Source organism: Larkinella terrae (genome assembly GCF_009668025.1).
Taxonomy (GTDB): Bacteria; Bacteroidota; Bacteroidia; order Cytophagales; family Spirosomataceae; genus Larkinella; species Larkinella terrae.
Window position 1 is genome coordinate 897,761 of the sequence record NZ_WJXZ01000001.1, and the last position, 20,676, is coordinate 918,436.

Annotated in this window: 12 protein-coding genes; all 12 read right to left on the minus strand. The window is 53.1% G+C overall.

The window, feature by feature from the left end; translation table 11 throughout:
• Positions 1-3: 3 nt before the first annotated feature.
• On the minus strand, positions 4-2,118 hold the full coding sequence (locus GJJ30_RS03655) for a prolyl oligopeptidase family serine peptidase (protein ID WP_154173235.1): 2,115 nt from the start codon (positions 2,116-2,118) through the stop codon (positions 4-6).
• A gap of 27 nt (positions 2,119-2,145) precedes the next feature.
• The gene (locus GJJ30_RS03660) at positions 2,146-3,312 is read right to left on the minus strand and encodes an alpha-L-fucosidase (protein WP_154173236.1); all 1,167 of its coding nucleotides are present in this window, start codon (positions 3,310-3,312) and stop codon (positions 2,146-2,148) included.
• Positions 3,313-3,358: 46 nt separating this feature from the next.
• Positions 3,359-4,042: an SGNH/GDSL hydrolase family protein gene (locus GJJ30_RS03665; RefSeq protein WP_154173237.1), complete on the minus strand. Its 684-nt coding sequence runs from the start codon at positions 4,040-4,042 to the stop codon at positions 3,359-3,361.
• Between the two features lie 13 nt (positions 4,043-4,055).
• Positions 4,056-6,047 (minus strand): plastocyanin/azurin family copper-binding protein, encoded by a 1,992-nt coding sequence (locus tag GJJ30_RS03670; RefSeq protein WP_154173238.1) that lies wholly within the window; start codon positions 6,045-6,047, stop codon positions 4,056-4,058.
• 20 nt (positions 6,048-6,067) lie between these two features.
• Complete coding sequence (locus tag GJJ30_RS03675; protein WP_154173239.1) at positions 6,068-7,906, minus strand: 3-keto-alpha-glucoside-1,2-lyase-like domain-containing protein; 1,839 nt, start codon at positions 7,904-7,906, stop codon at positions 6,068-6,070.
• A gap of 15 nt (positions 7,907-7,921) precedes the next feature.
• Entirely contained in the window at positions 7,922-9,901 is a 1,980-nt protein-coding gene (locus GJJ30_RS03680) for a sialate O-acetylesterase (RefSeq protein WP_154173241.1), read from the minus strand.
• 116 nt (positions 9,902-10,017) lie between these two features.
• Complete coding sequence (locus GJJ30_RS03685) at positions 10,018-11,406, minus strand: sulfatase family protein (protein WP_154173243.1); 1,389 nt, start codon at positions 11,404-11,406, stop codon at positions 10,018-10,020.
• 249 nt (positions 11,407-11,655) lie between these two features.
• Positions 11,656-13,149: a RagB/SusD family nutrient uptake outer membrane protein gene (locus tag GJJ30_RS03690; protein WP_154173245.1), complete on the minus strand. Its 1,494-nt coding sequence runs from the start codon at positions 13,147-13,149 to the stop codon at positions 11,656-11,658.
• A gap of 18 nt (positions 13,150-13,167) precedes the next feature.
• A complete protein-coding gene (locus GJJ30_RS03695; protein WP_154173248.1) occupies positions 13,168-16,533 on the minus strand; it encodes a TonB-dependent receptor in 3,366 nt (1,121 codons plus the stop codon).
• 129 nt (positions 16,534-16,662) lie between these two features.
• Positions 16,663-17,721 carry a FecR family protein gene (locus GJJ30_RS03700; RefSeq protein ID WP_154173250.1) on the minus strand — a complete coding sequence of 353 codons (1,059 nt, stop codon included), beginning with the start codon at positions 17,719-17,721 and terminating at the stop codon, positions 16,663-16,665.
• A gap of 200 nt (positions 17,722-17,921) precedes the next feature.
• Positions 17,922-18,566 (minus strand): RNA polymerase sigma factor, encoded by a 645-nt coding sequence (locus GJJ30_RS03705; RefSeq protein ID WP_154173252.1) that lies wholly within the window; start codon positions 18,564-18,566, stop codon positions 17,922-17,924.
• 338 nt (positions 18,567-18,904) lie between these two features.
• Positions 18,905-20,671: an alpha-L-fucosidase gene (locus GJJ30_RS03710; protein WP_154173254.1), complete on the minus strand. Its 1,767-nt coding sequence runs from the start codon at positions 20,669-20,671 to the stop codon at positions 18,905-18,907.
• Positions 20,672-20,676: the final 5 nt, after the last annotated feature.

Genomic DNA, 20,676 nt, shown 5'->3' on the forward strand with positions numbered 1-20,676 from the left:
CAATTACTTCCAGACCAAACCCATGTTCTGGAAGAGAAAAGCATACAGATAAGCCGAGGTTTCCAGCGATTTTTTCGTGCTGCTGGCCCCGTGGCCCGAGTTGACATCGACCCGGATCAGGAGCGGGCGGGGCGACGACGGCCCGGCTTTGGCCTGTAAGGTGGCCGCATACTTAAAGGAATGCGCGGGAATTACCCGATCGTCGTGGTCGGCGGTGGTCACCAGAATCGCCGGATAGGCAACCCCGGTTTTGATGTTGTGCAGGGGCGAATAGGCGTAAAGATACCGGAACTCGTCGGGTTTATCGCTGCAACCAAACTCCGGTATCCAACTCCAGCCCACCGTAAATTTATGAAACCGCAGCATGTCCAGCACACCGATCGACGGAAACGCCACCCGGAAAAGTTCCGGTCGCTGGTTCATGACGGCCGCCAGCAGCAGCCCGCCGTTGGAGCCGCCCTGAATGGCCAGCCGTCCGGGCGAAGTGTATTTTTTCGCAATCAGGTATTCGGCGGCCGCAATAAAGTCGTCAAAAACGTTCTGTTTGTTGCCCTTCATGCCCTGTTCGTGCCACTTCTGGCCGTATTCGCCCCCTCCGCGCAAATTCGGCTGCACATAAACGCCCCCCTGATCGAGAAACGCAATCCGTGTCGGGCTGAAGGTTGGTGTCCAGCTCACGCCAAAACCGCCGTAGGCATACATCAGCGTCGGGTTGGTTCCGTCCCGCTTCAAACCCTGCTTATAAATGATGGACGCCGGAATTTTCGTGCCGTCCCGGCTGGGGTAAAACACCTGCTCCACCACATAATCCTCGGGATTGAACGAGACTTCCGGTTTCCGAAAAACCGCACTTTTGCGCGTGGCAATCTGGTACTGAAACAGCGTCGGCGGATAATTCAGCGAGGTGTACGTATAAAAAACGCGGGTATCGGTTTTGTCACCACTGAATCCGGTGGCTGTTCCCAAAACCGGCAGACTGACCTCGTTCTCCAGTTGTCCCTTCAGGTTGTACACATACACATGCGTTGCAATATCCTTTGAGTATGAGGTAAATACCTTTCCTCCGGCGGTGCCGACGGCCTGCAACGGCTCCGGTTTTTCGTCCAGAAACGGTTTCCAGCGTTGGGAGGTTCGTTCATACCAGACCAGTTTTCCATTGGGCGCATTTTCATTCGTTTCGATCAAAAACCGGTCGCCCTCGTTCGTCACCAGGTTGTATTTGAAATCCGAAAGATCATTCCCGACCGCCGTGAACGCAGTTTCGCCTTTTTTTCTAATTCGCCAGCCGTTGCCGTCTTTCCCCTTGCCGCGATCCTTGATGTACAAAATGGCGTACTGTTCGTCTTCGGTCGTGAACATATTGTGGAACCGCTGCGGATTGGCCCGGTCCTCAAAAACCAGTTTGTCGCTGGTTTGCGGGGTTCCTATCTTGTGGTAAAACACTTGGTGGTTTTCGTTTTTGGCGGCCATAATCGACCCCTGCGGTTCCGGATAGCGGCTGTAGTAAAAACCGTCATCCTGCCAGGCCGCGTTCGACAGCTTCACCCATTCGATTTTATCGGACAGCAACTGCCGGGTTTTCAGGTCCATCACCCGGTATTCCTGCCAGTCGGAACCGCCCTTCGAAAACCCTAAAACCGCATACGCGCCCGTCTTCGAAAGACTGAAAACCGTCAGTTTCACCGTACCATCTTCAGAAAGCGTGTTCGGATCAATAACAATTTCGGGATTATTGGTCTGGCCTTTCTGCCGGTATAAAACCGCCTGGTTCTGCAAGCCGTCGTTCTTGTAAAAATACAAGTAATTGCCTTTCTGGCGTGGCCCTGAATACCGGGGATAATTGTTGACTTTTTCTAAATCCGAATAGATTTTGTCTTTGAACGGAATCTGGCTTAACTGCTGGTAAGTCAGTTCGTTCTGGGCCTTTACCCAGGCTGCGGTTTCCGGCGACCGGTCGTCTTCGAGCCAGCGGTACGGATCGGCCACCGTGACGCCGTGGTAATTGTCGGTTTGGTCAACCGTTTTGGTTGGCGGGTAAACCGGCTTTGTCTGGGCGCGACTGCTTGCCGACACCAGCACCAAAAAACCAACCGCCTGTATCCGCCAAAAATTGTTCATTTAGGTTTGTTTTTCAGTTACGAATGATCACCCAATCAGTTTGCCCACCTTGCGAAGCGTCTCGGCATCGCCTTGGTGAATGTCGCCTTCGGGCAGGGGGCCGGTATTCAGCAACAGGTTCATGTTCCGGCTTTTGGCATCCGCCAGCAAATCCATAACTTCCTGTACGCCAAGGTGTCGTCGTTTGTCGTTATCTTCGGGTTCATACGACCACGCGCCCCGCTGCAGGGTGCTGCACGTCTCGTTGTGCTTGCTGTGGTGCGCTTCCCAAACCCGCTTCGCCAGGGCCGCCGATTCCGCCCCAAAGTCGCTCTGAATCTGGTCGGCCAGCGAAGCCGCTTTCCGTTCGGGAGCCGCAAAATCTTCCGTTCCCGTCGCGCCCTGTTTGAAAGAAACCAGCGCGTGCGGACTCAGCGAGCGGATTTCCCGGTAAAATTCTTCCATCGGAAACAGGTCGGGCCGGGCATACAAACCGCGCACCGGATCGAACCAGATGCCCGCCGGATCATACTGCGTCACCAACTCCCGCAACTGCGCCTTGACGTAAGCGGTGTAGCGTTCCGCGTCCTTCTCGGTTTTGTAGCGGTACTCCGGCTGCGGTTGCGCATAGTCCGGTCGGAAATATTGCCAGCCCGCGGTTTTCGCCGGGAAATAGGGATGATGCCAGTCGGCGGCTACGGAATAATACAAAAATAAACCCAATCCTTTTTTCTGACAGGCCGCGTTCAGCTCGCCCACCAGATCGCGTTTCGCGGCTGCGTGAACGCTGGTGTAATCCGTTTGCGCCGACTTGAACAGGCAAAAACCGTCGTGGTGTTTGGTCGTGATGTTCACGTATTTCATCCCGGATTCCAGCGCCAGGTCGGTGATGAAATCGGCATCGAACTTCCGGGCGGTAAACTCGTTCATGAGCTTGCGGTACTCCGCAACCGGCGTTTTTTCGAACAACTGCACCCAGGCCCCGCGCCCCCAGATGCTGTACAGGCCGTAATGCATGAACAACCCGTATTTTGCCTCGTTGAACCAGGCCAGCGAAGCGGCTTTCGGGTCTTTGGCGTACAAGTCCTTGTATTTCGAGAGGTAATTCGGAACAGTTTTTTCGGGATTTATGGATGCGGCTGCGAACGGCGAAGGCAGCAACAACGAAGTTCCGGCGAGTGATAACGTCTTTATAAAATCGCGACGATCGGTCATTTGGTTTCAGGTTAACAGGTTGTAGAAAATGAATTCAAGACGGTTTTCAGGAAGGCAAAACGGAGCTGATCACATCCGTTACTTTTTGGCCCAGGAACCGGTTGCCTTCGGGTTTAAAATGCACATTGGATGGCAATTGAAGCGTGGCTAATTCGGGCAAAACCGCGCTGTATAAATCGTTGATCCGGATTTTATTTTTCTTCATAATCTTCCGCGCTACCTCGTTGTATTTCAGCACATCTTCGGCTTTTCGGTACGGACCTTCGGGTAAATCGGGATACGGCGTTGAGGTGGCAAAAATGAGCTTTGCGCCAGTCACTTTTAAGCGCTCCACAATGATTTTTAAATTGGCTTCGTACTGTTTTAAATCGGATTGGTGTGGATCGTCGGGTTTGTTGCTGTTGATGCCTGTGACTGGATCGACGTGTTTTAAATCGTGCAATCCAAAGTTGAAATGAATCACCGTCCAGGGTTCACTGCCAATCCATTGATCGATGCGCTGAACACCCAGTTTGGTCCCCTGGCAGTTCTCGGCGGGCCGGGATACAACGGCCTTTCCTTCCAGTAGTTGCTTGACAACCGGCGTATAACCCACTGAAATAGAGTCGCCGAGGATCAGGACGCGCGGCAACTCGGCAGCGGTTTGGGCCAGCAGGTTTGAAGCGCCGAGCGTCAGTCCACATGCTGCACCGATCGTTTGTAGGAAGGTTCTTCGTGATACATTTTTCATGCTTTGTGTCGGTTTACTGAACGATTAATTTCCCCCGCATGACGCTGTAATGGCCTGGGAATGTGCACACGAAAGGATAGACACCCGGTTTTTCCGGAGCGGTGAAGTAAATCTTTTCGGAGCTTTCGGGCTGCAGTATGGCGGTGTGGAAAAGCACCAGATCCGATTGCGGTATATAATGAAAATCGGGCCCTTTTAAACCCAGCGCCAACGACAATTGCCCGACTTTTTCAACCGCATCGTCCGGTTTGGTAATGACCAGATTATGCAGCATATCGTCGTTGTTATTGAACATCAGTTCAACTTTACTTCCGGCTTTTACTTTCAATTCCGTCTCATCGAACTGAAGCCCCGGTTTTGTGCCGACAGTCAGCGAAATTTCGGGGCCATATACCCACGAATCCGGTTGTTTCGTGACTCGTTTCGGGTCTTTGTCAATATCGTAGGACACGCCGGTTTTCCGAGCGGCTGCCATCGCGGTGGCGGCTTTTCCAACCGGAATGTTATTCAAGGTGTAATATCCCAGATTGTGCAGTAACGCCCGGCCATCGGCCGCTTGTAAACCGGCGGCTTTCACTTCGTGAATGTAGCCTTTCCGCAGCCCATGCACCACCAGTTTGACCGATAGCCGGTCTTTGGCCACGACGGCCTGATGGACCATGCAACTCTGCTGATTGATGATTTTGCTGCCGTACGTGCTCCAGTAGTGATACGTAAAACCGGTGATCTCGTATGAGCTTGTTTGTGAGGCCGTTGCGGGGTTGACGGGTTGCGTAAATTCCAGCACAAAACCGTCGGACTGCGCCTTGATGGTCTTGATTTCGAACGGTATTTTGCCGGTCCAGCGGAGCCGTTGCAGCCCGTACAACTCGGGACCTTTGGAGTTCCAGCCCCGGCTGGTCATCCCGACAAACATCGCGTGGTCGGTTCCCCATTTCATCCGGAAAACGCCCGACGAAAAACCTTCCCGAAACGGAAATGTAGCGCCCTGATATTCCCCCTTTACTTTTTCCAGAAATACCCGATTCACCTTGCTATGGCCCTGATCGCCAATGAAATACTGGCCGACAAAAGGGCCAAAACCGCCCCGGGTGGTATCGATCAGGATGTCGGAAGTCGAAACGCCCAGCAGTCCGTGCGGAAACCAGATCGCCGGGAGTTTGAGCGCCGGAATGGTGGCCGCGACTTCGTGCATCGGTAAATCGGGTGAGCTGGGCACATCGTCCACTTTCAGCGAAAGCGGAGAGCGCGGGTCGTTCGTCCATTTTAAACCGGCGGGATTGCCGGCAAAATCACCCGGTTTCAGGTGCGTCATCCGCCCGGAACCGACCCAATCACCCTGGTTTTCGGTGTAGAAAATATCACCGGCGGCATTGATGCCCAAACCGGCCGGGGAACGGAGCCCGGTTGCCAGCGGGGTCATTTCACCGGTTGGCGAGATTTTCAGCAGCCAGCCGCGCCATTTTGCCAGACTCGCTCCCCGACTGATCCACGAAAGATTCAGCGTCACCAGCATATTGCCGTCTTTGGTCACCACCGGCCCGTACGAATATTCGTGGTAATTGCCGGACAACGGCCAGGAATAAATTGCCTTGAAAGTGTCGGCTTTGCCGTCGTTGTCGCGGTCTTCCAGCCGGGTCAATTCCCCGCGCTGTGCCAGGTAAAAATGATTTCCAATGAACGCCAGTCCGAGGGCTTCGTGCAGGCCGGAAGCAAACTTTTTAAAGATGGGTTTCTCGTTTTTTTTCAAGTACGGATTTTCCAGAATCCAGACTTCGCCGTGGCGCGTACTAATGCCGAGCTGGTTTTTTCGATTGAAAGCCAAACCGCCCACTTCCAGTGCGATGTCCTTCGGAATGGGAATTGTTTCGATCTGGTAATACCGGGACTCTTCGGTCGTATCAGGAGGAAAAAACCGCTCGGCCCGGCCTGGTTGGATCACCAAACCAAGCAGTAGGCCAAACAGCCAGCGGGAACCGAAATATTTTAATAGGTTGACTATCATTGGAGTTACAAGTGTTTTTTTTACCAGATCAGCGTATAATCGATGGCATACTGACCCGCTTTGGCAGCTGAAAACAGCAATTCCTGGGTGTTACCAGTCTGGTGAATGGTCGGTTTCAGGTTCGGCGAGTTCAGCACCAGGTAATAAGCTTTGTCGTCAATGGCGTAGGAACCGTCGGGCAGCAACTCGATGGATTTTCCGGAAGCGATCCGATACTGGAAACCGTCTTTGCTGGTTAAGGTCACTTTTCGGTTCAGGCTTCGCTCTTTCGCTGAAGGACTTAGTTTGTCTGAAATGGTTACACCAAGGCAGGTATACTGAAATGTGGGCAAACCGCTCCTGTCCAGCGTGTACTCCGAAAACCGGAAGGCACTCTTTTGGTCCCAATCCGGGACAACCGCCTTACCCGCAACACTGCGTAAATCCGTACCCGCAGCAAATTTCTGCACCATTCCCAGCGGTATACCAATCTGCTGATTTCCCCGGCGATTCCACATGGGTGTCGCGTCGAGAAAACCGCCACTCCAGACCTGAAACAGGCGTCCTTCCTGCAAATCGACCGTAAAATGAATGCCTTCGGGTGTACCAATTGACAGACAGTGCGTGCGCCGTGTTTCGCCATCGTCCATAAAGGTTCGCTGCAAAACTGCCTGCTGCGGGTCAGTGTCGATAAGGATCGGTTCGACGGGCGGTTCGTGAAAAACGGAACCCGCTGCGTGCAACGGCTGGATCGTCATGCCCGGCCCTTCGACGTACAGCGCCAGGCCCTGCCGCCAACCGATAAACTTGTTGTAAATGAGCGTAAAGGGAACCGCCCCGGCTTTGGCCGCGAACGTCTGGATGGCTTCCTGCTCAAAACCGTGCACGCCGTCGTGGAGCATCACCGTATCCTTGTCGATGATCAGCAGCCCACCCCCACCGGTTTGCAGTTTGAACAAATAGGTGCCGGTTTTCGGGAAATTGAACTGGCCCTGATACGCCAGCAAAAAGATGTCTTTCTGGCTGGCGGAATGGTAGGAAATTGAATCGATTTTTCGCTCACCTACCGAGACAAGCGACTGATTTTGAAAGATTTCGCCGGGGGATTTGTATTCTTTAACAACCAGATTTGATATAGCCAGCGGTTTTCCCTCGTCGAGTTTGTAGGCGATTGCTTTCAGGGCCACGCGCCCGTGATTGCCCTGAATCATCAGCGGGCCGAGCGGTTTTTCGTCCTTGAAAGCGCCCGAGCGCGTGGGGCCGCTCACCTCAAAATCCTTCTGAACCAGCACGCCGTTGACGTACACCTCGACAAACCGGGCGTTGGCGATCTTTTTCCCCTGGCTGTCGAACTTCGGGGCCTTGAACCAGACGCGAATGTGCTGCCACAAACCGGGCGCTTTGCTGGCGTTGATCCGGGGTGCCGAACCCTCGTAACCCAGGTTGGTCACGGTATCGGTGCGTTGGTAAATCCCGCCCAAATCGCCGTATTTCGGTTTTTCGCGCTTTCCCCAGCTATCCTGCAACTGCAGTTCGTAGCGCCCCTGAAAATAGAGGCCGGAATTGGAGTTCTTAGCCATCATAATGTCCGCTTCCAGTTCCATATCGCCGTGTTCGAACCGGGTAAAAAGATGCCCCCGGTTTTGCGGGTCCGAGAGGTTGGCCAGCACGCCCGTTCCGGGAAAACCCTCCAGCGCCTGCTCGACCTGCCGATCGGCAAACGCATTGCCGACGATTTTCCAGTTGGCGGTGGTGGGCCGGAAAGCCGAAAGGTCGGTGAGCGGCAGGGGTGTTAAGGGCAGACGCTTCGCCTTTTCCTGCGAATAGCTTTCCGAAAAACCGGCCATCAGCACCCCAACCATCAGTAACAAATTTCTCATATCATTGTCAATCAGTTACTTAAATTTCACCTCCGCCGTTATGCCTTTCCAGGTATCGGTGCGGAATGGAGCCGCCGGAAACCCTTCTTTGTTGTACAGATTCGCTTCGATGTTGTCGTCGGACCAGCCGTAGCGCACGGCTACCGGATTACTCACCTGGTCGCACCAGACGACCACTTTATCGCCCTGAATCTCCGCCTTCGCCCAATGGAATTTCTGATCGGAACCGGCTACTTCAAAGCCTTTGAGGTACGCATATTTGTCCGAAGCGGTCAGGCCGCTCCCGGTTTGCCCGAACGTCAGCGTCACCTTGTTTCCGCTGATCTGTTGCGATTGATACACCGGGCCGCCGGGTAAAACCGGTTGCTGATAAACGGTTTTTAACGCGCTGTACGCCAGCCGTTTGCCGACATCCTGCTTGTTTTTCGGGTGAATATCGTTCGTTTCGCCAATATCGGAAGTAACCGCCATCCCGGTGTTCGGTACGGTCGTGAGCGTCATCGCCTGTGCTTCCCGCAGCTCGGCCCAGGTGCTGCCTTTTTCGCTGGTGCCACCGCTCGCGCCATAACTCGCCAGTTGCACGAACAGGAAGGGAAAGTCTTCACCCCAGCGTTTCCGCCAGTCATTGATTAGAAGTGGAAACGACTTCCGGTACTGGTACGCCCGCCCGGCGTTCGATTCGCCCTGGTACCAGATGACGCCCTGCATGGCGAAAGGAATCAGCGGAGCCACCATCGCATTGTACAGAATGGTTCCGGCGACGTTGGCCCCCGTAAACTGGTTGTTGTCCACGGACGTCTCCACGCGGTATTTCCAGTCACCGGCCAGCGGTTGTTCGTACGAATCCCGGGTGATTTTCAACTGCTCGGCTTTGCCGCTAAAACCGCCGATGCTGCCGAGGTCTTCGATGCGGACGGCAATGACATTTTTACCGGCTTTCAGCACATTCGGCGGAATGATGTAGGTACGGCCTTCCGGTACTTTTTTGGTCGATTCGCCCACTTTGACGCCGTTGACGTAGGTCCGGTCGAAGTCGTCGATGCTGCACAGATTCAGCACCATGCTTTGCCCGGCCCATTCGGCGGGGAGCGTAAATTCTTTCCGAACCCACACAACGCCGTCCAGACCCGAGAGAATTTTAAGATCAAAATAGCCCGGCACGGCCATCGTCTGCCAGTTCGAATCGTCGAGCGAAGCGCCCGACCAGCTTTGAACGGTTTCGGCGTCCGGAAAACCGCCCTGTTGCTGAATGATCACCTCATCCAGTTTTTTCTTCCGTGATTTGCTCAGTTCTTCGAGCGAAACCGGCATGCTGGCCAGCGGTTCCTTAAACTCATCAAAGCTGTTCATGGCCTCCCGGCTGATCCAGGATTCGACCTGCGTGCCACCCCAGGAGGTGTTCAGTAAGCCAATCGGCACCTGCATTCGGTGGTAGATTTCGCGGGCGAAGAAATAGGCCACCGCCGAAAAATTACCAACGGTTTCGGGCGTCGTGGCCTGCCATTCCCCGCCGGTTACATCGTCTTTGGGTGTCAAACTTTTGTCGTGCGGAACCTTGAAATGCCGGATTTGCGGGAAATTGGCGGCTTTTTTCTCCTCCTCCGCTTTCGCCGACCGGTTGACCAGCATTTCCATGTTCGATTGACCGGAACAAATCCAGACCTCACCCACCAGCACGTCGTCCAGCGTCAGGGTGTTTTTTTTGCCAGCAACCACGAGCTGATACGGCCCACCAGCTTCGGTCGGGTCGAGCCGGATCAGCCATTTGCCGTCTTTGTCGGCCTTAGCGGTTTTGGTCTGCCGCTGCGGTCCGGCCCCGATGAATTGGACCGTTACTTTTTCCCCGGCGGCCGCCCAACCCCAGACCGGGATGGGTTTCCGGCGTTGCAACACCATGTGAGAACCGAAAATCCGGGGCAAACGGACCTCGGCCCAGGCTTCAAAAACCGTCAGTGCCAGCAGCAAAACCGCACTAGTTCGTAGGAAAGCTTTCATTAATTTCAGGTAAGGGTCTGGTGATTCGTTATTTTTTTGCCCCCAACCCCCTAAAGGGGGCTTCTATCTCTGGAAGTTTTAAGCCCCCTTTAGGGGGTTGGGGGCAGTAATTCTCATCAGTAATCGTCGCCTTTTTCGCTCTTCTGACACGACAAAAGCCAGTCGTCCAAAGCGGTTTTCATTGATGCCAGCACGGCGGGCTGTGTTTCGGAAATATCCTGCAATTCGGTCGGATCGTTCAGCAGGTCGTAGAGCTCGTAATGGGCACCGTCGTCGGCCGAGTAAATCTTGAATTGGTTGTCGGTGTACGCGCGTTGCTTATACGACTTAAAACCAATCGGTTTGGTCCGTTGGGCGGTGTCGGTAAAAAGCAGCGGAAACACGTCGATGCCATCCATCGGTCGCGGATTGCCCGGAATCGAATAGCCCAAAAGGGAAAGAATCGTCGGAAAGTAATCGCTGGTCGTGACCGGAACGCTGACTTTGCGGTGACTTTTGATCTGCCCGGGCCATTCCAGCAGCGCCGGAACCCGAATGCCGCCTTCGTACAGGCTGCCTTTTCGCCCGCGAAAAATACCGGCCGTTCCCTGTTGCCGTTTACCGGGATGCTGGTCGATGCCGCCCCCTTCACCCGCCGGACCGTTGTCCGACGCGAAGAGAATCAGCGTGTTATCGGCCACGCCCAGTTTGCGGAGTTCCCGGCGCAAGCGGCCAATCTGCTCGTCCATCGCCGTGATGCAGCCGTAATAATGCTGGTGATTTTCGTCCAGACCGGGGTACATCGCCCGGTAATTCGGACCGGCCACCACCGGCGAATGGGGCGTATGAAACCAGATAACGGCCAGAAACGGTTTCTTTTTCTGAACGGACTGACCGATAAACGGCAGCGCGCGGTCCATGATAATCCGCGAATCATCGCCTTCCAGGTTGTTTTCGTCAAACCGGTCCGGGCCCGTCCAGTAGTGGGTTTTCACCATCTGGTCTTTCATCGGGTCCCAGGTTGGAACCGCCTGTTCGGTCGAAAAACACGTTTCAAAACCGTTCTCCCAGGGGGGCGAAAATTCATCGTTGGCCTTGCCGCCCCGGTGTCCGTCGCGGACGGTTTTGCTGAGGGTACCGAGGTGCCATTTCCCAAAGTGCCCGGTGGCGTAGTCATTGGCTTTCAGCACTTCCGCCAGCGTGGTTTCCTGCGGTTTGATGTGGCCGACGTTGGCAAAGAAAATACCGTACCGCTCCGGATTCCGACCGGTCAGGCAACTGCCCCGCGTGGGCGAACAAACCGGCGCGCCTGAATAAAACCGGGTGAATTGCAGACCGTTCGCAGCCATTTTGTCCAGCTCCGGCGTTTTGATCTGCGGATTTCCGTTGAAACCGACATCGCCCCAGCCCAGATCGTCGGCCATCACCAGAATAACATTCGGCCGAACCTTCGACGGTTTTTGGGCCCGAATGCTGTCCGGTTTCAGGAAAATCAACAGAAGAACCAGGGGGATGATCCGTTTCATGCGGTGTTGAAATGAGTTGAGGGTTTAAGAGGGTATTTTAAATTAAAACACTTTATTTCAAGATTGCCCCCAACCCCCTAAAGGGGGCTTAAAACTCCTGGTGTAAAAGTCCCCTTTAGGGGGTTGGGGGCAATCTCAGGATAAAACTTTCATTTTCGAGAGTTTTCAAAGTGTGACAATCAGAATATAACTTCCTGACTTTAAGAGAAATATTACCATTTGCTAAAGCCTTAAACCCTAAACTAGAAATCAATAACCCGGATTTTGCGTCAGGTTTTTATTGATGTCGATTTCGCTCTGCGGGAACGGGAACAGGTAGTGTTTCGCCGGATCGAACTTGCGCAAAACACCACCCGGATCGACGATGCCGGGAATCACTTTTTCCGCAATTTTCCACCGCTTGATATCCAGATACCGGTACCCTTCGGCACCCAGTTCGACGCGCCGTTCGTGCCGGATTCGGTCGCGTAGGGTTGCTTGCGTCAAACCGGTCGGAAGAGCTGGCATTTTGACCCGCGCCCGAACCGCGTTGACCGCATCGTACACGGATTGGTCGGGGCCGCTGGCTTCGTTTTTGGCTTCGGCGTAAATCAGCAGCACTTCGGCGTAGCGCGTCAAAATGTAATCCTGATCACTGCGGGTTGAATACGAAAACGGCAGATTCTCGGGATCAACGTATTTCCGAACCAGGTAGCTCGTATAAATCCCCGCGGCCGTATTGGTAAATTTGACACCGGTCGAACTGACAAGCTGCTCCTTGATATCCCGAATGGTGTAATCCAGCCGCGGATCGCGGTTTTTCTTGTAGGCGGTTTTGTCGTACAGGGGCGACTGGCTGATGGGTAAACCGTCCGTACATTCGAACTCGTCCACAAAATTCTGGCTACCATTGATGGCTGCCGCGTTGCCGTATTTCATATCCGGGCTTTCCGATGAAAACCGATCTGGGTTTAAATACCGCGCCGAGAACATAATTTCGGGGTTGTTGGTCTGGCCTTTGGTCAGAAACATCGTCTGGTAATCGGTCGCCAGCTTAAACACCTTCGACTGAATGACCAGATTGGCCGCATCAGCGGCTTCCTGCCACTTGTTGTTGTGCATCAGCACTTTCGCTTTCAGGGCCAGGGCCGAACCTTTCACGGCGTGGCTGGTGTAGAGTGTAGCGGGCAAGAGCGCAATCGCATCATCCAGATCTTTGATAACCTGCTCAATCACCGTCGCTTTCGGACTCTGCTTGACGGCGGCCTCGGCCAGCGTGATGGGCTTCGTATACAGCGGCACGCCCCCGTAAAACTCGGTCAGGGTGAAGTAAAACAGGGCCCGCAGGAACAACACTTCACCCTTGTACCGGTTTTTCTTGGCCTCATCCATCGTCACCCGGTCAATGTTCGCCAGGAAGACGTTGCAGGCCGTCACGCCTTTGTACGACTCCAGATAAACCGTGCTGACCAAACCGCCCGTGGCCGGTTCGATGATGCCTTTGGCGATGTTGTCGACACGCTGATACGTCCCGAACAGAAAGAAATCGTCCGTCAGGGCGTCCCAATCCATCCGGTGGTGGTCGTAGGTTAGGCTCAATAATTGGCTGTAAACGCCCGCAATGGCCATATCCGCGTCTTTTTCGGTGGTCCAGAACGTCTGGTTCGAGAGCTGATCGAGCGGATTTTTATCCAGAAAATCCTGGCAGGCAGTGAGCAGCAAACTCGCGGTACTCACCAGGCTTATGATCAAAAACTTTTTCATGGGAAGTTCTTTTAAGACTTAAAATTTGACCTTGAGACCCGCCGTAAACATGCGCACCTGCGGATAGGTGGCAAACCGCTGCCGACCCGTGCCGGTGCGCTCGGGATCGGCGCCCGGATACTTGGTGAACGTCGCCAGGTTATCCGACGACAGGTAAATCCGCAGGTCTTTCATCCGGATTTTGCTGGTAATGGTTTTCGGGAACGAGTAGCCGAGCACCAGATTTTTGATGCGCAGGTACGACGCATCCATCAGGAAATAGGTCGAGCGCAGGCCGTTGTCGGGGCCGTAGCCGTTGAGGTACATCGCCGGGTGGGTGGTCGATTTATTCTCCGGCGTCCAGGCGTTTTGCGCAAATTCGAGGGTCGGCGCGCTGCCCTGCGTAAACGGATCGATGCCCCAGCGGTCGACGTAGGTGTTGTTGCCGTAAACCCCCTGGAAGAAAATCGAGAAATCGAAATTTTTCCAGAACGCGTTCACGCCCCCGCCGTAGTAAAACTTGGGATACGCGCCGGGCACCACTACCCGGTCGTTGCCGTCGATCTTATTATCGCCGTTCTGGTCCTTGAATTTCAAGTCCCCCGGTTTTGGGTTGTACGGGTGAGCCGGTCCTTTGTCAATTTCTTCCTGCGACTGGAAAATCCCCGCCCATTCGATCAGGTAATTCGACATCCAGGGCAAGCCCTCCTGAATCGTATTGTTGTTGTCGTAAAAAGGCGCCTTGACTTTCAGGACTTTATTGGCGTTTTTGGAAAAATTGGCATTGATGTCGTACCGCAGCTCGCCGATTTTATTGGAGTGACTGAGGTTCAGCTCAATTCCCTGGTTCTGCATTTTGGCGTAGTTCACGGTCGGGCCGGTCAGACCGACGCTGCCGGGAACTTCGATCGCGTAAATGATGCCGTCCGTGATCTTGTTGTACCAATCGATTGAGCCCGAAAAAATGCGTTTTTTGAAACTGAAATCCAGCCCAATGTCGGTGATAGTTGTAGTTTCCCAGCGCAGGTTTTTGTCGGTGAGCCGCGTCTGCACGACGCCCTGTTGCAGGACATCGAACGGATAGGTCGTGACGGAAAGAATGTCCTGATACGGATAATTTCCGATGTTCTGATTTCCCAGCTGACCCCACGACGCCCGCAACTTCAGGTTGTCGATCCAGCTCTGCGACTTCAGAAATTCCTCGTTCGAAACCCGCCAACCTGCCGAAAGCGACGGAAAAAAGCCCCAGCGGTTGTCTTGCTGAATGCGCGACGTACCGTCGTAGCGAAAGTTGGTCTCGAGCAAATACCGCTCCTTGTAGTCGTACGTAAACCGTCCAAACAGCGACTGAATAGCCCATTCGTACGATGTTCCGGCGGTCGATTGGTTATCGGTCGACCCTGCGTTCAGCTCCATCAGGTCATCCGTCGGGAACTTCTGGCGAGCGCCCTGCAAATAGCGGTTTTTGAACGATTCCTGGTTATAGCCCAACAAACCGGTTACGAAATGGTCTTTGCCAAATGTTTTTTTGTAATTGAAAGTGGAATACAGCGTGGTCAGAATCGATTGATCAAACCGGTCGGTAATGCCGAGTCGTGTGGGATTTCCGTTGTTCTGGTAGGTTCCGTCGGAGAAATAATAGGCATCGACCGGATGCTCGTGCACTTTCGTAAAATCGTCACTGTAGTTGACGGCTCCTTTTACGCCCCAGGTCAGATCCGGCGTGATGTTGATATCGACGTACGACTGCGCCGTCAAATTGTATTTTTCGTAGCGTACCGAACCGCTGTTGATCACCGCCAGCGGGTTCCGGTTAGATGGAACGCCCTGCCGGTACGCCCCGGAATAATGCCCGGAACCGTCCGGTACATACGGCCCGTTGGTCGGGTTCATCGAGTACACCAGCAGCATGTAATCCGAGTCGGTGTAAGGCGGTTCCATAATGTCCTTTTTCACCAGCCCGATGTTCGCACCTACCCGCAGAATCCGGTTTACTTTCGAATCGACGTTCAGGTTAAAATTATACCGTTTGTAACTGTGACCACCGGCAATGCCGTTCTGGTTCAGGTAGCCGGTCGAAAAATTATAGGTGGTTTTTTCAGAACCTCCATTCACCGAGAGGTAGTGTTGCTGCGCGGAAGCGTTTCCGACGATGAAATCAATCCAGTCGAAATTCGGGTATTTGGTCCGGTCCGTCGCGTTGCGGTAGGTGTCGATTTCGGTCTGCGTATACAAAGGTGCCTGACCGGAACGGGCGCGGGCAGCATTGAAATACGTCATAAAATCCGCCGAATTGGTCACCAGTTTGGGCATCCGCGTCGGTTGATGCAGTTGAAAATCCGCCCGATAATCGACATTGAACGAACCGGCCTTGCCTTTTTTAGTCGTTACCAGAATCACGCCGTTGGCACCCCGCGCCCCGTAAATGGAAGCGGATGCCGCATCTTTCAAAACCGAGATCGACTCAATGTTGTCGGCGTTGAGGTTCGTCAGGTTCCCGACCACGCCATCGACCAGCACCAGCGGAGCAGCTCCGGCATCGCTGAACGTTCCCAAACCCCGGATCGTCATGATCGCGCCGTCGTCGCCAGGTTGGCCGGAGTTTTGAACAACCTGTAAACCAGTCACTTTACCCTGTAACAGGTTCTCCACGTTTGCCGTCGAGCGTTTCACCAGCTCATCAGCCGCCACCGTCGCTACGGAGCCGGTCAGGTTGACTTTCTTCTGTTCGCCGTAGCCCACAACCACGATTTCCTCGAGCGATTTGATATCGGTATTCAGCACGATTGCCAGGACGGTTCGGTTGCCGCTCACTACCACTTCCTCCGAAACATACCCGATGGAACTGACCACCAGCGTCCCCTTGCCGCCTTCCAGTTGCAACTGAAACTTACCGTCACCGTCTGTGACTGTGCCCTGCGTTTTCCCCTTGATCAGGATGTTGGCGCCGGGCAAAACCGCCCCGGTCTGATCCTTGACCGTCCCCTGAATGGTCACCGGGCCGTCGGACAGCGATTTTTCGATGATCGAAGCTTCGAACAGTTTCTTTTTCCGAACGTAAATCTGGGAGTTGACGCGCAGAAACTGCAGATTGGCGTCTTTCGACAGGATTCGCAACAGCGATGCCAGGGATAAATTCTTGTCGGAAATCGTGACCAGCTGGTTTTTGTCGAGCGTTTCGCCGTTGTAAGCAAACGAAAACTGGGTGCGCTCGCTGATGATGTTGAGGGCATCCTCCAGTCGCACATTTTTGAGGGAAAGATTCAGGTAAATTTCTTCCAGGCTTTTACTCTGGTACGGACTGGTTGCCGCCATAATCCGACTGCCGGGGAGCAACAGGATCAAAATCCCGAGTGCGCTCAGTCTGACCAGCTGCCGGATTTGGTTAAGTAAGGTTCTTTTCATAGTATTAAAGGTTTATTGAACAGTGGTTTCATGAACAGATACCTGATCGATAGCTTCGCCAAAAGAATAGGATTCAGGGGAAAGAGCCAGGTGTTAAAGGCACCTGGCTACTTTTTTATCTGCCCGGTTTTACTTTTTTTGGGTTACATAAACGGTATTATTGACTAATTCATACTGAAAATTGGAGGTGTAGTTCAACGCGTCAAGGATACTTTTTAAAGAAGTATTGCTGAACCGGGCACTGAAATCTTCCTTCACTTTCAAGCCTTTCGGGACGACAAAATTGACGGAATACCAGCGTTCCAGTTTCTTCTTTATTTCCTGAAAATCGGCGTTTTTCAAAATAATTACATCGTCTTTCCAGGCCACTAAATCACTCAGATTAACCCGTTCTTTCCGGGCTGTTTCGGTCGTTTTCGCGTACGAATAAAGCTCCGAGGGCAGCAGTAAACTTTGACTGGTTAGCGCCTTCGCCGAAACCGTACCGACTTTCACTTTTCCCGTCAAAACCGCTACGGTTATTTCGCGATTTTCGGGATACGCATTGATGTTAAAGGACGTTCCAACGACGGTTGTTTTCAGCGTTTCCGTCTGGATCGTAAAAGGTCTGGACGTGTCGTGAGCGACATCAAAAAAGGCTTCTCCTTCCAGGGTAACGGCGCGGGCGGCCGTGCCAAAATCGGACGAATAGGTCAGCGCACTTTCCGCATTTAATTTAACCAGACTGCCATCCGGCAGACGGACCAATTCCCGCTGACCCCGGATCGTCCGGACGTTTATTTGCCGAGCAATAGACTGACTGACAGCGGTTTTATCCGAATACTTCCGGATGGTATACTGCCAGATCGTCACGGCTGCGGCTGCGGTAATCAAAACTATAGCCGCAAATCGGAGCAGCCGGGGAATCGAAACCGGAAACCGGATGATTCGGGATGACTTCGTACTCGATTCACCGGCCTGAATCCGTCCCCAGACTTCCAGTAAATCCAGTTCGGAAGGCTGATATGAATGTTTATACCGCACCGCCAGAATCAGCTCTTTGGCCAGCGCAACCGTCTGTACTTTATCGGGATGTTCCTTCAACCAGCGTTCCCAAAAAAGATGCTGTTCTTCGGTCGGATTTTTCACCCACCGAATGAAATCGTCATCTTTTAAAAAGTCTTCCAGCTGATAATTCTGGTACATCATTCCTGCTCGTTGTGGTTAATTTTTCCATATCCTCCAATCAATACGGGAGGAATAGGCTTTCAACGGGTAAGAGCCTGAATTGCCGCCGACATATACAGGCGGTTTAAAAAATTTTCATTTTTTTTAAACGACTTGAAAAATCAGGGAAATGGCGCGGGAACGGCCCTCGGAGAAAACGAATAAATGCGGTGGTGATCAACCTATTTACCGGCCAGAATGGCCAGCAGCAGCATGGTGAGAGTGAACCGGGATTCGCCTAATTCTTTCCGGAGTTTCAAGATCGTTCGACTCATTAAAATCCGGGCGTATTCTATTTTAGCGAAACCCATCAGGGCGGTTATTTCGGCGTAGGAAAACCCTTCGTAGAAATAATAAATAATGATTTCTTTCTGCCGTTTGGTCAGCTGCGCAAAGGCGGTTTCCAGCTTTTGCCGCAATTCCTCATCCAGCAGCTCGCTGAGGCTACCCGATTCATCAGACAAAAGAATTTCAAAACCCCGGTCGTCGTCGTAATCCAATTGCTCCGGGTTCAGCAGGTTCTTATTCAGGTGCCGGACAATGCGGTTTTTATACGCCTTGTAGAGGTAAAATTTGATGGACGAAACCTCGCCCAAACCCGCTTTTTTTTCCTGAAGGTAAATAAAAAGGTCCTGAATGGTGTCTTTCACCAGGTCCGTATCGCTGGTAAACTGCCGACCGTAATTATACAGAACCGGAAAATACCGGGAATACAAAAACGCAAATGCCTGCTGATTCCCGCCCCTGAACTGCTGCCAGAGGTCGGCGTCGGTGATGCCGTTAAATGGAGCCGCTTCCCGTTGCTTCCTATCTAACTTTAGCTCCATAGCAGGCTGAATTGGTTCAATGAAATGAGTTACGGTTTGGGTAAAAAACAAGATAGAAAGAATATGTAATTAATAGAGCAATTTCTTGGGTTTTATCTATAAACTACTCAGAAAAAGTTGCAATATCTGTCAACTTCCTGCCCTGCTTAGGCTACTGATTAAAAGGACGAACGGACTAGTTTTGGTCGATCATTTGGACAAAAATAAAGAAAAATACTTAATCTATTTATTTAGTATAGAAAATTGATTTGGCTTTTTTACAGAATTACGGGCATTTTTTGTAACGATTATAGATATACGTTACGATGAAGTTTGGCTAATTGACGAACGAGCTAAACCTAGTTCGGCGTCTGATTTTTGGGTGGGAACAATTGAAACTCGCTGACGCCAACGCTGCCCTCCGACTCCTGAATGACCAGTCGAAACCGCTGCGCCTTCACGGGTTGAATCTCCTGCCGCCATTCGTCGCCAATCTGCTGGCCCGATGCGAGGGTCAGCCATTCATTGCCTTTCTGGTACTGGACGCTAAACCGGTTGATTTGGGAATACAGCTCGGGGTTGTTTTTTCGCTGAAATTCGTTGAGAACGATCTGCCCGACCGATTGCGGTTTTCCCAGATCAACCTCCAGCCAGCCGGTTTGATCGAACATGGCCTTGGCTTCCTTCGTCCGGTAATAGAGCGGTTTGCCATATTGAGCTTCAAAATTGACATCACTCCGCCGGCCCAGTTTCCAGTACGTCGCTTTATTATCATCCACCGTGGAGCCGGAACCGTGCAGAAACTCCCCGACGACACTGGAGGCCGTCGCTTTTTGAGCATACGCCAGCGACCCGGTTTTTGAGAACGGCAAAATGGGAGCTAATTGGGAAGCCGGGCGGTCGAGGGTCAGCTCAATGAGCGTCGCAATGGAATCCCGCGCCGGAACGGCCAGCCGGAGTTGCGCTTTGGTTTGCGAAAACTGAACGGGTTTACCGTTGAGAAACGTCGCCTTTTTGATCGTGGCCGGAAGAGCCGGTAACATCACTTCGTTCTCGGTTCCCGCCAGCAAATGCAAAAAAATCCGGTTTCCTTTTTGCGTACAGACGTACTCCTGTGCGGGGGTATACGGTCCGCCTTTGGTGCCGTAAATGGCCTCGGCCCGGGGTTTGATCCAATCGCCAACCTCCTGTAACCGGCTGGCAAACAGGGGCGGAATCTGTCCCAGGCTATCCGGCCCTACATTGAGCAGTAAATTGCCGTTGCCACCCACGCACCGCAGCAAGGTGTGCACAACCTCCTTCGCCGACCGGGGTTTGTCTTCAAACCGCCACGCCCACTGGTGGCCCATGTTCGTACAGGTTTCCCAGGGAACGTTGCCGTAACCGGCCACAAAACCCTCGGGAGTAACATAATCGCCGTAGCGGCCCGGCTGGCTGTGCGACTCGTCCGGGTTAAAGGCCTCGAGCCGGTTATTGAGAATAATCCCGGGTTGCAACCGGTGGGCCATGTCGTACACATTTTTGGGATTCGTGGGGCAGGGCCAGCCGTCGTAATCGATCCATAACAGGCTGATTTTGCCGTAGTTGGAAAGCAATTCCCTGAGCTGTTGCTGCATCCGGTTTTCGAATACTTTATTTTTTTCCGCTTCCGGATTGCGGCAGTCGGGATCTTTCCAGTCGCCGGGCGAAAAATACCAGCCCAACTGAAGTCCGGCTTCGTGAACGGCCTCGGCCAGTTCCTTGCAAACGTCCCGCCCAAACGGCGACGACATGATGTTGTAGTCGGTCGTCTGGGTATTCCACAGACAAAAACCGTCGTGGTGTTTGGCCGTCAGCACGACGTACTTCAACCCGCCCGCTTTCGCCAGCCGAACCCACTCTTTCGGGTTGAATTTTACCGGATTAAACCGTCGATACAATGAATCGTACCGGCTTTTGCCGGTTCCCACCCGCGACCAACTGATTTCCTTGCCCGTCAGTGTGGCCGGTCCCCAGTGGATAAACATCCCGAACCGGTCGTGTTGCCACCACTGGAGTCGCTGCGCCTGGGGTAGCGCTTTCTGGGAAACCGCCGGGAGCGTGATCAGGAGAAAAAGCAGCGGAAGCAGGAGCGGTTTTGCGTTCATGTTCT

Excerpts from the sequence above, each read along its gene's own strand:
- GJJ30_RS03655 (WP_154173235.1), bottom strand. The coding sequence starts at position 2,118 with ATGAACAATTTTTGGCGGATACAGGCGGTTGGTTTTTTGGTGCTGGTG.
- GJJ30_RS03660 (WP_154173236.1), bottom strand. The coding sequence starts at position 3,312 with ATGACCGATCGTCGCGATTTTATAAAGACGTTATCACTCGCCGGAACT.
- GJJ30_RS03665 (WP_154173237.1), bottom strand. The coding sequence starts at position 4,042 with ATGAAAAATGTATCACGAAGAACCTTCCTACAAACGATCGGTGCAGCA.
- GJJ30_RS03670 (WP_154173238.1), bottom strand. The coding sequence starts at position 6,047 with ATGATAGTCAACCTATTAAAATATTTCGGTTCCCGCTGGCTGTTTGGC.
- GJJ30_RS03675 (WP_154173239.1), bottom strand. The coding sequence starts at position 7,906 with ATGAGAAATTTGTTACTGATGGTTGGGGTGCTGATGGCCGGTTTTTCG.
- GJJ30_RS03680 (WP_154173241.1), bottom strand. The coding sequence starts at position 9,901 with ATGAAAGCTTTCCTACGAACTAGTGCGGTTTTGCTGCTGGCACTGACG.
- GJJ30_RS03685 (WP_154173243.1), bottom strand. The coding sequence starts at position 11,406 with ATGAAACGGATCATCCCCCTGGTTCTTCTGTTGATTTTCCTGAAACCG.
- GJJ30_RS03690 (WP_154173245.1), bottom strand. The coding sequence starts at position 13,149 with ATGAAAAAGTTTTTGATCATAAGCCTGGTGAGTACCGCGAGTTTGCTG.
- GJJ30_RS03695 (WP_154173248.1), bottom strand. The coding sequence starts at position 16,533 with ATGAAAAGAACCTTACTTAACCAAATCCGGCAGCTGGTCAGACTGAGC.
- GJJ30_RS03700 (WP_154173250.1), bottom strand. The coding sequence starts at position 17,721 with ATGATGTACCAGAATTATCAGCTGGAAGACTTTTTAAAAGATGACGAT.
- GJJ30_RS03705 (WP_154173252.1), bottom strand. The coding sequence starts at position 18,566 with ATGGAGCTAAAGTTAGATAGGAAGCAACGGGAAGCGGCTCCATTTAAC.
- GJJ30_RS03710 (WP_154173254.1), bottom strand. The coding sequence starts at position 20,671 with ATGAACGCAAAACCGCTCCTGCTTCCGCTGCTTTTTCTCCTGATCACG.